This window comes from Rodentibacter genomosp. 1, assembly GCF_001999285.1.
In the GTDB taxonomy this organism is placed as follows: domain Bacteria; phylum Pseudomonadota; class Gammaproteobacteria; order Enterobacterales; family Pasteurellaceae; genus Rodentibacter.
Map to the genome: position 1 here is coordinate 18893 of NZ_MLHN01000011.1, position 14415 is coordinate 33307.

The window sequence follows — 14415 nt, forward strand, 5'->3', positions numbered from 1 at the left end:
TAAACAACATAGTTGATCGTGAATTTACGATCAACTATTTTTTATTTAAAAAATCTTTAATAAACATCGTTTTATGATACTTCATCAATCTATTATGAACAGATAATCTTGATTCCTCGTTAAGCTTAAATAAGCGCTATTAAATTCCCATGTTTATAGAAATATTTGTCCCTTATTGTTAGTCATTATCGGAATGATCTTCTAGATAAATTTTATACTTTAGCACAAAGCCCCCCCTATTCCCCACTATTGAATGGGAAAAAATACAAATTCCTGACATTGAAAAGTGACACTCACGGTAGATTGTAAAGGCAAATCTGTACTTTCATAAGCAATAAGATTAATGCCGTTAATAGCAATTTGATAACGGTAGTACTGCCCTAAAAAAAGTTTATCAATTACTGTCCCTTTCCCTGTTTGTTCAAGTTTGAGCAAAATTTGTTCTGGGCGAAGTAACCATTGATAACAGCCTGCGGTATAGTCCATTTCAGGAAAAAGGTGGTAAGTACCAATCGGGCTTTTAAGGCTTCTGTCAGCTTGAATTTCACAATCAAGGTAATTTGTACTCCCGAGAAAATCTGCGACAAAGTGGTTGATAGGGTTGTGGTAAAGCTGAGTTGGCGTGCCGATTTGTACAATTTTTCCTTGATCCATGACGGCAATTTTATCTGCAAAAGCAAAAGCCTCTTCCTTACTATGCGTCACAAAAATTGCCGGTACTTTTTGATTTCTCAAAATTTGCTTAATTTCTTGGATCATCGCATAGCGCGTTTGGCTGTCAATATTAGAAAAAGGCTCGTCCAACAAAAGTAATTCAGGTTTGCAAGCTAAGGCTCTAGCGATTGCTACCCGCTGTTGCTGCCCACCGGATAACTCGTGTGGGAAGCGTTGTTCAAAGCCTTCTAATTTCACTACGCTCAACATTTGTTGAGTCACGCTTTTTTGTTCATTTTTTGTCAATTGACTCAACCCAAATTGGATATTTTCTGCAACAGTTAAATGTGGAAAAAGGGCATAATCTTGAAAAATTAAACCGATTTTACGTTGTTCCACAGGTATTGAGTTAATCACCTTCCCTGACAGTTTTACCACGCCTTGGGAAGTAGGAATTAAACCGGCTATCGCTTTGAGTAAGGTTGTCTTACCACAGCCACTTGCACCGAGTAAACAAACAATCTCATTTTCTTCAACATCAAGATTAAGAGATTTTAAAATCTGATTTTGTTCAAACTTGCAGCTCAGTTGCTGCACTTCAAGTAATTTCATTTAACGCTCTTTTTGTGATTGAGAAATCAGTGAACGAGTGAGCCAAATCACAGGAATCAGCCCTACCAATACCAAGACAATTGCAGGCATCGCTGCCCGTTCTAACTGCTCGTCCGAAGTAAAAGTAAACACATAAGTGGCAAGCGTATCAAAATTGAAAGGTCGAAGTAACAATGAGGCATTGAGCTCTTTCATGCTTTCAATAAAGACCATTAAAGTTGCCGTAATCATTCCCTTAAAAATCAATGGAATATGAATACGCTTAAACATTATCACCCCGCTTTTACCCATTGTTTGGCTTGCCATATCTAGTGTGGGAGAAATTCTTTCTAAGCAAGCCCCTAGACTCCCGATTGCCATGGCTAAAAAACGAATAGTATAAGCCAACACTAACGCAAATACCGAACCGGAGAAAATCAGTCCAACAGGTTTTAGTTCCAAAGATTTGAGTAGGCTATGTAGTTGATGATCAGCAAAAGTAAGAGGAGAAAGCAAACCAATAGCCAACACTGTACCAGGAATAGCATAGCCAAAGCTGGATAGGGCAAGTGAAAGTTGGGTCATTTTGCCAAAAAATGGTGTATTTCGAGATAGTCGATGAGCAAAGTGCAACAAAAGAGCTATACATACCGTAGTCATAGCCGCAATAGAGGATACCTTTAAACTATTTAAGGCAAACTTGACAAAATCTAAATTCCACGACTGTTCAAAATAGTCTATCGACCAAAAAATCAATCGTCCAAACGGAATAAAAAATGCCATCGCCAATAGACTCCAGCACCATACCAACGCTAAGCCACAACGCCATCCTGTCAGCGTTCTAAAATGGGTTTTCTTTTCATAACCACGTTGATAGCTTTTCTGCTTTCGACGACTATATTGTTCAAGGCAGATAAACAGAAAAATCATCAGCAACATAAAGATTGAGATACGGCTTGCCGTACCAAGATCGTGAAAACTCAACCATGAATCGTAGATTGCGGTTGTCAACGTAGGGAGAGCAAAATAGGCGACAGTACCAAAATCCCCCAAGGTTTCCATGGCGACCAATGCCATTCCTACCGCAATGGCTGGACGAATAAGTGGAAAAGTCACGCGACGAAAAATTTGGAAAGGTGATGCACCAAGCATTTTAGCACTATGCTGCAAATTTTCTGATTGCTCTAAAAACGCGACCCGCACAAGGAGAAAAATATAAGGATATAGCACTAAGGCAAGAACAAAACAAGCACCGTAAAGCGTCCTAATTTGAGGAAACCAATAGTCCTGTGGCGTTTGCCAGCCGAAAAGATTGCGTAATAATGACTGAAACGCCCCCGAATAATCAAGTAAATCCGTATAAAGATAAGCGATTAAGTAAGCAGGCATGGCAAGAGGCAAGCAAAGCAACCACTGTAATGAACGTTGTCCCCAAAACTGAAAATTTGCCACCAACCATGCTGAGGGAAGAGCAAAAAATAATGCCAATGCGACAGTAGCAAGTACTAATAATATAGAGTTAGTCACATAGTGACCGAGCATGGTGTTCCAAAGATGAATAAGATTATCTGTCTTACCGTCCATCGCATGGTAAGCAATTGCCAACAAAGGTAATAGGATAAAAAGTGCGGTCAAAATCGCAAAAAATTTCCAAAGTAAGTTACGGGTCATTTAAACTCTTTTCCCATACAAGCCGTAGATTTAATCATCCGAGATAACATAATTCGCACATCAAAACTATATTTTATTGAGAATAATTATTTTAGACATTAAAAACGAGCTGCAACAAAGCTTCGGATGATTCCTTATTCTTTGTTAAAAGCTCGTTCTATTTAATCAAGAAAACCTAATAATTAAAATTCATCAAATTTCACTTCATCAACTAATTTCAAGGCTTTCTCATAATTTTTGGCGATAGTTTCCAATTTTAAGGTATCCGGCGTGAATGTTCCCCAACCTTTAACCAATTCGGAAGGTTCAACACCCGGTTTTACCGGATACTCATGATTGAGCTGCGCATAAAGTTTTTGGGCTTTTTCACCGCTTAAATACTCCACAAGTTTTACTGCGTTTTCTTTATTTGGTGCATATTTTGCGAGTGCAACTCCGCTGATATTAACATGCGTACCGTGTTTACCTGCTGGGAAATTAATCACTGCAGATTCTGCCCAAGCTTTTTGTTTCTCATCATCTAACATTTTACCGTAGTAATAGCTGTTACCTAGTGAATAATCGCAAACACCCTCTTTAATTGCTTTCACTTGATCACGGTCACCCCCTTGGGGTTTTTGAGCAAGATTCGCTTTTAAACCTTCTAAAAAAGCTTTAGTTTTTTCTTCACCGTAATGTTCAATCATTGACGCAAAAAGCGAAACATTATAGGAATTTTTGCCTGAACGTACGCATACTTTACCTTTGAATTCAGGTTTGGCTAAATCTAAATAGTTAAAATCAGCAGGTAACTTCCCTACCCGCTCTTTCGATGAGTAAATCACACGTGCACGTGTCGTTAAACCATACCATTTACCATCAGAATCACGATATTGTGCAGGAATATTTTCATCTAAGACCTTAGAGGTAAAAGGTTGCGCTAAACCTTCATTCACAATTTGCATCACGCGTGAAATATCCACTGTCAATAACACATCAGCAGGACTTAATTCACCTTCCTGCTTGACTCGTTCAACTAAACCTTTATCAGCGAAAATCACATTTACCTTAATACCGGTTTCTTTTTCAAAATCCTTAAGCATTGGTTCAATGAGGTACGGTTGGCGGTAAGAATAAACATTCACTTCACTTGTGGCAAATGCAGAGGTAGAAAATACTGCGGAAAGCGATAAGGCAAATGTTGCAAAAGATTTTTTCATTAGGCTTCCTCCATAGGAAAGAGATTGACAGAGTATTGAGATGTTGGGATTTTAAAAGGTTATACACTTCTCGTCAATAATAATTATTCTTATTTGTAGATATGTTTTTTCCTATAAGATATTGATGTATCTTTATATAAAATGTACGACAATCGATTATTTATCCCTTACTTTCCCCATATAAAAAATAAGCGGCGATATTCACCGCCGCTAGCATACATCTGTCCCATAAATATTAAGCAGGATAAACCGGAAGACGTTTACAAATTGCTAATACTTTTTCTTTGGTCGCTTCAATCACCTGTTCTTCGTTTTCTTTGCCAAGTACATCTAAAATATCACACATCCAACCGGCTAAATCACGGCAATCTTGTTCATTAAAGCCACGACGGGTTACTGATGGCGTTCCCACTCGAATCCCCGAAGTCACAAATGGTTTTTGCGGATCATTTGGCACCGAGTTTTTATTCACAGTGATGTTTGCTTTCCCTAATGCCGCATCGGCCGCTTTACCGGTTAAGCCTTGTTTAATGAAACTCACCAAGAACAAGTGATTTTCCGTACCCTTTGATACCACATCAAAACCACGTTGTTTAAATACTTCTACCATTGCCTTCGCATTTTTCAACACATTGGCTTGATACACTTTGTATTCCGGCTCTAAGGCTTCTTTAAAGCATACCGCTTTTGCAGCAATAATATGAACTAACGGGCCACCTTGATTCGCCGGGAATACGGAGGATTGTAATTTTTTATAGATTTCTTCATCACCACAAGAAGAAAGAATTAAACCGCCACGTGGGCCGCCAAGGGTTTTATGGGTCGTTGTTGTCACAACGTGGGCGTGTGGTAATGGATTTGGATATAATCCCGCAGCAATTAATCCTGCGACGTGTGCCATATCCACAAATAAATATGCCCCAACTTCATCGGCAATTTCACGCATTTTCGCCCAATCAACAACTTGAGAGTATGCTGAGAAACCGGCAACAATCATTTTTGGTTTAGCTTCCAATGCTTTTTGGCGCACATCTTCGTAATCAATCAAACCATCCGCAGTGATACCGTAAAGCACCGAGTTATAAATTTTACCTGAGAAACTCACTTTTGCACCGTGTGTTAAATGACCACCATGAGCCAAGTCCATTCCTAGGATAGTATCGCCTGCATTAATTAATGCACCGTACACTGCCGCATTGGCTTGAGAACCGGAGTGCGGTTGAACATTCACATAATCGGCACCGAATAACTCTTTTGCACGATCAATAGCGAGTTGTTCCACAATGTCCGCATACTCACAGCCGCCATAATAACGCTTGCCCGGGTAGCCTTCCGCATATTTATTGGTAAATTGACACCCTTGCGCCTCCATGACACGCGGGCTAGCATAGTTTTCAGACGCAATTAATTCGATATGTTCTTCCTGACGGCGGTTTTCATCTTGAATCGCTTGCCATAATACCGGATCGTAGTCAGCGATATTCATATTTTTAGTAAACATTGTGTTCTCCTGTTATGTGATTGCGATCTATAGTGTAACCGCTTATTGATTTAAACTTAATTAAAATTTAATACATATTTTTTCATCTAAGAAATGAAAAAGATTCATAAGAAAAGTGCGGTTATTTTCCTTTTATTTTTCCTGCTCACGCTGAACCGCACGATAACCAATATCACGACGATAAAAACGACCGTTCCATTGGATTTGTTCTGCGAGTTTCAGGGCTTTTTGTTGTGCCTCAAATACACTATCGCCTAAGGCTGTGGCACATAATACACGACCGCCATTGGTCAGTAATTTCCCCTCTTTGGCTTCTACGCCAGCTAAGAAAACTTTTTCATTTTCGACCGCACTTTGCGGCAAACCGATAATTTCATCGCCTTTACGATAATCACCCGGATAGCCTTCCGCCGCTAATACAATGCCCAAGGAAGCCTTTGGATTCCATTGGGATTGAATTTCATCTAACTTGCCTTCACAAGCTTTAAGACAAAGCTCAACCAGATCGGACTCTAAACGCAACATAATTGGTTGGGTTTCCGGATCACCAAAACGGCAGTTAAATTCGATCACTTTCGGTTGGCCGTTCGGCATAATCATTAAACCGGCATATAAGAAACCGGTGTAAACATTCCCTTCCGCCGCCATGCCGTTCACAGTCGGATAAATGACTTCCTGCATAATGCGATCGTGAATCTCAGGTGTCACCACTGGCGCTGGTGAATAAGCACCCATGCCCCCTGTATTCAACCCAGTATCATTCTCACCCACGCGTTTATGATCTTGACTGGTTGCCATCGGCTCAACATTTTTGCCATCCACCATCACAATAAAACTGGCTTCTTCACCCTCTAAAAACTCTTCGATCACCACTAGGCTCCCCGCCTCACCAAAGGCGTTGCCCGATAACATATCACGTACCGCCGCTTCCGCTTCCTGCAGGGTCATCGCTACAATCACGCCTTTACCGGCTGCCAAACCATCTGCTTTCACGACAATCGGCGCGCCTTTTTCCCGCAAATATGCTAATGCCGGTTCGACCTCTGTGAAATTTTGATATTCCGCCGTTGGAATTTTGTGGCGGGCTAAAAAATCTTTAGTAAACGCTTTCGAACCCTCTAATTGGGCTGCCGCTTGTGTTGGCCCGAAAATTTTTAATCCTGCCGCACGAAATGCATCCACCACACCAATAACTAAGGGAGCTTCAGGCCCAACAATGGTTAAGTCGATTTGATTATCTTGCGCGAATTTAACAAGTGCCGGAATATCAGTAACAGCAATATTAACGTTTTCAATGTTGCTTTCCAGTGCCGTTCCTGCGTTGCCGGGTGCGACAAACACTTTTTTGGCTAGTGGAGATTGAGCCGCTTTCCAAGCAAGCGCGTGTTCACGACCGCCGTTTCCGATGATTAAAATATTCATGATGATCCTTATAATGTTTATGTTGTGGTTGTCAAAAGTGTTTTTTGATTTTATTCGGGTTTCGCCTGAAAGCGACCTACTTTCTTTTACTCGTGTAAAAGAAAGTAGGCAAAGAAAACACGCCCCAGTTAAATCACTAATCTTTGCTTTATTGTCATTTTCTTAACGCTAAATTTATAAACTCGCTACGCTCAAACAGTACAAATTTAGCTAAAAATGCCAAGTCGCAAAGGCGATTTATATGGGCCCCGAATTAATCGGCACATCATTTGAAAAGTGCGGTTAGTTTTAACAATATTTTTAAGATATAAGAATATCTAAAATTTTAACCGCACTTTAAATCAAAAAAGAACAAATCGGTTCCCTTCTTTTCCGCCTTTGCTGAATTGAATTTGTAGGAAATTTTCGTCTGTTTGAGCGTAGCGAGTTCAGAAAATTTCTGTGAAGCAAATCCAATGAGGCAAAGGAAATAAGGAAAAGCGGGGTGCCTTTTCTTTTGGTTCGTTTTCTTTGGGCAAGCAAAGAAAATGAACTCGCTCTTTCAAAAATTGAAAGAGCGAAATACCATCATATTTAGTGCCTAAAATGTCTCATCCCAGTCAACACCATCACCATCCCATGCTCATCCGCCGCATCAATCACTTCCTGATCACGCATTGAACCACCCGGATGGATCACACATTGGATTCCCACTTTCGCCGCGGCATCAATGCCGTCACGGAATGGAAAGAAAGCATCGGAAGCCATGACACAGCCTGAAACTTCCAATCCCTCGTCCTGCGCTTTAATACCGGCAATTTTGGCGGAATAAACACGGCTCATTTGACCTGCGCCAATGCCGATGGTTTGGTTATTTTTGGCGTAGACAATCGCATTGGATTTCACGAACTTCGCTACTTTCCAACAGAATAATAAATCTTTGAGTTCCTGTTCGGTTGGCTGACGTTTGCTCACGACTTTTAAATCGTCCAAACCGACCATGCCTAAATCCGCATCTTGTACCAATAAACCGCCATTGACACGTTTAAAGTCTAAACGCTGAGTACGTTCTTGCCATTCTCCGCATTCAAGCAATCGAACATTTTTCTTGCGTTTCACCACCTCGACAGCTTCTGCTGATACTTTCGGTGCAATAATCACTTCCACAAATTGGCGTTCTACAATTTCAGTCGCGGTTTTTCCGTCCAGTTCACGATTAAAGGCAATGATTCCACCGAAAGCGGAAGTCGGATCAGTTTGATAAGCACGGTTGTAGGCTTCCAAAATATCTTTTCCTAATGCCACGCCACAAGGATTAGCGTGTTTCACAATCACACAAGCGGGCTCATCAAATTCTTTCACACATTCAAGGGCAGCATCAGTATCAGCAATATTGTTATAAGAAAGAGCCTTGCCTTGTAATTGTGTCGCCGTCGCCACGCTCGCTTCTTTCACGTTAAGATCCACATAAAACGCCGCATTTTGGTGAGCGTTTTCACCATATCGCATGGTTTGTTTTCGCACAAAATTTAGGTTTAACGTCCGTGGAAATTGACCGCACTTCGCATCAGAATCTTCTTCAGCTGCCACATGATAAGGCTTAACAAGCTGACCGAAATAATTAGCAATCATTGAATCATACTGTGCGGTATGTTCAAAGGCTTTGATAGCAAGATCAAAACGGGTTTCCAGCGTTAAGCTATTTTGATGTTGATCCATTTCCGATAGGATTGCATTAAAATCCTGATTATTCACAACAATAGCAACATCTTTGTGGTTTTTCGCAGCAGAACGCACCATAGTTGGCCCGCCGATATCAATATTTTCCACTGCATCTTCTAATGTGCAATCCGGCTTTGCAACGGTTTGTGCAAAGGGATATAAATTGACCACCACCATATCAATACCTTCAATACCATGCTGTTGCATGATGGCGTCATCCATACCACGACGACCTAAAATCCCCCCGTGAACTTTCGGATGTAAGGTTTTCACACGACCATCCATCATCTCAGGAAATCCCGTATAGTCAGAGACCTCCGTCACAGGCAAACCATTTTGTTCTAAGAGTTTTGCCGTGCCGCCGGTAGAAAGCAATTTTACGCCACGTTGCACAAGCCCTTGAGCAAATTCCACGATACCGGTTTTATCTGAAACACTTAATAAAGCCTGACGAATAGGACGATCTGTCATTACATTTTCCTTTCATAAATAGGTTAAAAAAATAAGCGCGCAGATTATAACGCAAACGGTTGCGTAAATATAGAAAAGATTAAAGAAAATCAGTTGAAAGAGAAAGTGCGGTCAAAACAGAAAGCATTTTAGAGAAAAGCCCACATAACGTGGGCTAGCGAGGGATATAAAGGATAAAACTAAACCTTAGTTTTTGTTAAATTTATTGTCTAATGCCAATGCTCCGGCACCTGCAAAAACAAAATAGAAGAAAACAACAGAATAAAGCAACGCCAATTCGCCACCATTTGCGAGTGGGAAGAATAATCCCCCTTTCGCCGCATGCATAAAGAAGTAAGCATACGCCATTTGCCCAGATAAAATAAAGGCCGCAGGGCGGGTAAATAGACCTAACAACACTAAAATACCGCCGACAATTTCAATCACCCCTCCGACAATCATTAGTGGGTCGGCAACCGCACCATTACCACCGGTCATCGAAATAGGAAATTCCCAAAATTTAGCAGTGCCATGCAAAATAAACATATAAGCGGCAACAACACGTAATAACGCCAAAGCATAAGGACGAAATTTTTCAAGATTGTTCATAAAGTTTCCTTGTTTAAAAATAAATGAAAAAGTGCGCAAATCATAACGACTAAGGTTTTATCAAACAAGCGCAAAGTTTGAAAAAGACTTTTTACTTTAGGTTAAAAATAACTTAATTCCCCACTTGATTTATCCAATTCAAAAAGTGCTCCGCATCCATAAAACCGGTTATGCGGCTACCTGAAATTTCCTTCCCTGAACGGTCCAAAAATAAAATTGTGGGTAAACCTAATACCTGATAGCGTTCCATAATAGCTTTATTTTCAGCACTGTTTTTTGTCATATCTACTTGCAGTAACAAAATTTTTTCAAAAGCATTCTGCACCCTTTTATCGCTAAAGGTATAACGTTCAAACTCTTTACAAGCTACGCACCAATCCGCATATAAATCCAGCAAGGCCATGTTATGGGGATTTTTCGCTAATGCCTCATCTAATTCTTGTAAATTTTGAATACGTTGAAATTTTATATGAGAAATTTCCGGATTATTGAGCGCACTTTGCAGACCGGATTGCTCTTGCCAGATGAGATTTTGCAAAGGCTGTACTGCCATCATGGCACAAACGAATGAAAGTACCTTCACTGCATAACCCAGACCATTTTTAGGCATTTGCAAAGCAAACCAAACAAAGAAAGAACTTGCTAATAACGCCCATAAACGAGGTTCCCACGCCTCAGGCAAAATACGGGAAAGCAGAAATACCGGCAAGGCGAGCATCACAAAGCCAAAACTGTGTTTAACCGTATTCATCCACTCCCCTGATTTTGGCAAAATTTTATTACCGAATAAGGTGATAAGAATAAGCGGGATTCCCATGCCCAGCGCCAATAAATAGAGAGTGATTGCTCCCGTCACCAAATCACCGCTTTGCGCCACATAAAGCAATGCACCGGAAAGTGGTGCCGAAGTGCAAGGCGAAGCAACCAAACCGGCGATCATTCCCATTAAAAATACCCCACCAAACGCACCAGAAGTTTGTTTTTGGCTCAATACATTGAGCTTGGTTTGCAAGGAACTTGGTATTTGTAAGGTGAATACACCAAACATAGATAGTGCAAGCAATGTAAACAACACAGAAAGCACAATCATGACATAAGGATGTTGCAAAGCAATTTGGAACGGTAATCCGATTGCAGCCACGGCAAGCCCAAGCAAGGTATAAGTGAGCGCCATACCTTGCACATAAAGAAAACTAAGAGAAAAAGCCCGTAGCATATTTGGGCGTTGTTGCTGACCAATGACAATAGAGGAAAGCAAAGGCAACATCGGTAATACACAAGGAGTAAAAGCTAGCCCCAGCCCAAGTAAGAAAAAACCGAATGCCGCATATTTACTTTGGAATAAGCCTGCCGCTAAACGATCTTGTTCCGCTAAAAGTGCGGTTGAATTTTGCGGTGTTTTTTCTTCCACAGAAACAATGGGTAAATCCCCTACTTTCAAGATTTTGACTTCCGGCGGATAGCAAAATCCTTCCGTACACCCCTGATAGGAAATCTCAATATTCTGATTATCCCTAAAGGTTTCGCCGGAAACGTAAGCCACTAAAGGCTTAGTAAAAACGGCGACTCTTCCAAAATAAGGATCTTCGTGTATTTCTGCATTTTGGTTGAAATTCATTGAAAGGGATTGAGGCTCAGAGCCTATTTTTGCGCTGATTTTATCTTGGTAAAGGTAGTAGCCTTCTGCGATATCCCAACGAATAGAAAGTTGTTTTTTATCTTGTGAAATCTGAGCTGAAAGAGGAAACGCGTCATCAACATTTAAAAAAGACGCTTTATTATTGAATAACCCAGCTTGGCTTGCAAATGCACTAAAAACCAACACAAGCAAAAGAAAGTATTTTTTCATAGGTAAAAACATAAATTGAGAGAAGAAAAAATTCTAGCATAAAGAAATTCTAAAAACTAAAAAAGTATGATTTAGATCATAAAATAAAAAGATCATAAAAAATAACCGCACTTTTCCGTTGTTACAACAATGTTACAAAGATAAAATAAACCATCTCTCAAATTAATTAAAAGGATTGAAATATGGCAACGCCCCAAATTCTCCTCGTTGAAGATGAAGCTGTTACCCGTAATACCTTAAAAGGCATTTTTGAAGCAGAAGGCTACAGCGTTCTTGAAGCACAAAATGGTGCTGAAATGCATGAGATTTTAAAAAATAACATAGTTAATCTAGTCGTCATGGATATTAACTTACCCGGTAAAAATGGGCTCTTACTCGCTCGGGAATTACGTGAATATGCCAACTTACCGTTAATCTTCCTAACCGGACGTGACAATGAGGTAGATAAAATTTTAGGGTTAGAAATTGGGGCTGATGATTACCTTACGAAACCTTTTAATCCTCGAGAATTAACCATTCGTGCACGCAATTTGTTACATAGAGTCATGCAACAAACTGAAAAAGAAAACCACAAAGAACGTGAATTTTACCGATTCAATGGTTGGATGCTCAATTTAAATAGCCATAGTTTGATCACACCTGAAGGTGCTGAATTCAAGCTCCCCCGTAGCGAGTTTCGGGCAATGTTACATTTCTGTGAAAACCCAGGAAAATTACAAAGCCGTCAAGAATTGTTAAAAAAGATGACAGGACGTGAGCTAAAGCCTCAAGATCGTACTGTGGACGTCACGATTCGCCGTATTCGTAAACATTTTGAAGATCACCCAAACACCCCCGAAATTATTGTGACGGTTCATGGTGAGGGGTATCGGTTCTGTGGGGAAATTGAATCATAAAACGGTCATCCATTCTTAACTACACCCAATGGGCGAGCTTTTAGTTCGCCCTTATTTCGCATAAAACAACAGAGCCCAGGTATTACACAACAAAAAACTGTTTGCTGTAACTCACTCAACAAAGATTGTTATTGTCATAAAATCAACATAACAGGAAACGAGCTATAAAATAATCATATCATCACGGTGAAGGGCAACCGCGCCATATTCATAGCCTAAAATCGCTTCAATTTCTTGAGATTTTTTTCCCTTGATTAACAATAACGCATCACTGTTATAGCGTGGCATACCAAGTGCAATATTTTTGCCTGCCTGATTGCGAATTTTCACGACCTCACCACGGGAGAAACATCCTTCCACCGCCACAATTCCAGCAGGCAAAAGCGATTTATTTTGCACAAGCATGGCTTGCTCTGCACCGTCATCAATGGTGACCACACCGGCTGAAGGCGCAGCAAATAACCATTGCTTACGACTTTCTAAACGATCGGTATGATGGGCGGTGAACTTCGTACCAATATCCTGTTCGTGTGCCAAATCCACAATCACATTTGAACGGTTACCCGGAGCAATAATCGTTTCAATACCGGAACGTGTTGCCACATCTGCCGCGATGATTTTCGTACTCATCCCCCCTGTGCCAAGATTCGTACCGCTGCCACCGGCTATCGAACGAATATGATCGGTGATTTTATCCACCACCGGAATGAGTTTTGCATTGGGATTTTTACGTGGATCGCTATCAAATAAACCCTGTTGATCTGTTAAAAGATAAAGTTGTTCCGCTTGCACCAAAATTGCGACCAACGCAGACAAATTATCGTTATCCCCGACTTTAATTTCCGCCGTTGCCACCGCATCGTTTTCATTAATAACAGGGATAATGTGATTATCCAAAAGCGCATGCAACGTATCACGGGCATTAAGAAAGCGCTCGCGATCTTCAATATCCGCACGAGTCAGTAAAATTTGACCGATATGAATATCATAAATCGCAAACAATCTTTCCCACGCTTGAATGAGCTGACTTTGCCCCACAGCGGCAAGTAATTGTTTCGATGCAATGGTTGGCGGTAATTGCGGGTGGTTCAAATAATGGCGACCTGCGGCAATGGCACCGGAGGTCACAATCACAATACGAAAGCCCTCATGATGAAGTTGTGCAATTTGTCGCACAATTTCCATCATATGTGGCGAATTTAATTTGGGTGAACCTTGGGTTAAGGTGCTGGTACCGAATTTCACAACAATGGTTTTATTCATTTTATTAACCCTTTTTAATTATCAAAAAATGCCACATACGTTAGCACTAAACTCATCAAAAAGCATTAAATTTATATTGTGCTGTGATATATTGTTCAGCAATTCAACAAGGAGCTTTTATGACGTTCAGTTTAATTGTCGCAACAACCCTTAACCATGTAATCGGCAAAGACAATCAAATGCCTTGGCATCTACCGGCTGACCTTGCTTGGTTTAGAAAAAATACTACCGGAAAACCTGTCATTATGGGGCGTAAAACCTTTGAGAGTATTGGTCATCCCCTACCCAAGCGGGCCAATATCGTATTGTCTCGCCAGCCTTATGAATATGATGGCATAGTTTGGAAAAATAGCCTTGAAAGTGCGGTTGATTTTGTCAAAGATTCGGAAGAAATTATGCTAATTGGCGGGGGTGAACTCTTTAAACAATATTTACCCCAAGCAGATAAACTCTATTTAACCCAAATTCAAGCGGAAATCGACGGCGATACCTTTTTCCCCAACTTAAATTGGGCTGAATGGCATATTGAATTTGAAGAATACCGAGAGAAAGACGAGAACAATCCTTACGATTGTCGGTTTTTGATTTTAGTGAGAAAGTAAAAAAGTG

General features: G+C 40.6%; 11 protein-coding genes. 2 read left to right on the top strand and 9 right to left on the bottom strand.

Features of this window, described 5'->3' with window-relative positions; translation table 11 throughout:
* Positions 1-246: 246 nt before the first annotated feature.
* The 8 genes from BKK54_RS07085 to BKK54_RS07130 all read right to left on the bottom strand — a co-directional run bounded on the left by BKK54_RS07085 (position 247) and on the right by BKK54_RS07130 (position 11647).
* Positions 247-1266, bottom strand: a complete 1020-nt coding sequence (locus BKK54_RS07085) for an ABC transporter ATP-binding protein (RefSeq protein WP_077542417.1) — start codon at positions 1264-1266, stop codon at positions 247-249.
* A complete protein-coding gene (locus BKK54_RS07090; protein ID WP_077542418.1) occupies positions 1267-2916 on the bottom strand; it encodes an ABC transporter permease in 1650 nt (549 codons plus the stop codon).
* A 182-nt stretch (positions 2917-3098) separates the two neighbouring features.
* The gene (locus BKK54_RS07095) at positions 3099-4115 is read right to left on the bottom strand and encodes a Fe(3+) ABC transporter substrate-binding protein (protein ID WP_077542419.1); all 1017 of its coding nucleotides are present in this window, start codon (positions 4113-4115) and stop codon (positions 3099-3101) included.
* A 235-nt stretch (positions 4116-4350) separates the two neighbouring features.
* Positions 4351-5616, bottom strand: a complete 1266-nt coding sequence (gene glyA, locus BKK54_RS07100; protein WP_077542420.1) for a serine hydroxymethyltransferase — start codon at positions 5614-5616, stop codon at positions 4351-4353.
* Positions 5617-5748: 132 nt separating this feature from the next.
* Positions 5749-7038, bottom strand: coding sequence for a phosphoribosylamine--glycine ligase (gene purD, locus BKK54_RS07105; protein WP_077542421.1), 1290 nt, complete (start codon positions 7036-7038; stop codon positions 5749-5751).
* A 573-nt stretch (positions 7039-7611) separates the two neighbouring features.
* Positions 7612-9210: a bifunctional phosphoribosylaminoimidazolecarboxamide formyltransferase/IMP cyclohydrolase gene (gene purH / locus BKK54_RS07120; RefSeq protein WP_077542423.1), complete on the bottom strand. Its 1599-nt coding sequence runs from the start codon at positions 9208-9210 to the stop codon at positions 7612-7614.
* 186 nt (positions 9211-9396) lie between these two features.
* Complete coding sequence (locus BKK54_RS07125; RefSeq protein ID WP_077542424.1) at positions 9397-9798, bottom strand: DoxX family protein; 402 nt, start codon at positions 9796-9798, stop codon at positions 9397-9399.
* A 112-nt stretch (positions 9799-9910) separates the two neighbouring features.
* Entirely contained in the window at positions 9911-11647 is a 1737-nt protein-coding gene (locus tag BKK54_RS07130; protein WP_077542425.1) for a protein-disulfide reductase DsbD, read from the bottom strand.
* Between the two features lie 182 nt (positions 11648-11829).
* Between BKK54_RS07130 and arcA the strand changes: the two genes are divergently transcribed.
* On the top strand, positions 11830-12543 hold the full coding sequence (gene arcA / locus BKK54_RS07135) for a two-component system response regulator ArcA (RefSeq protein WP_077542426.1): 714 nt from the start codon (positions 11830-11832) through the stop codon (positions 12541-12543).
* Between the two features lie 162 nt (positions 12544-12705).
* Here the strand turns inward: arcA and proB are convergent, their stop codons facing one another.
* The gene (gene proB / locus BKK54_RS07140) at positions 12706-13806 is read right to left on the bottom strand and encodes a glutamate 5-kinase (RefSeq protein ID WP_077542427.1); all 1101 of its coding nucleotides are present in this window, start codon (positions 13804-13806) and stop codon (positions 12706-12708) included.
* Between the two features lie 119 nt (positions 13807-13925).
* Between proB and folA the strand changes: the two genes are divergently transcribed.
* A complete protein-coding gene (gene folA, locus BKK54_RS07145) occupies positions 13926-14408 on the top strand; it encodes a type 3 dihydrofolate reductase (protein WP_077542428.1) in 483 nt (160 codons plus the stop codon).
* Positions 14409-14415: the final 7 nt, after the last annotated feature.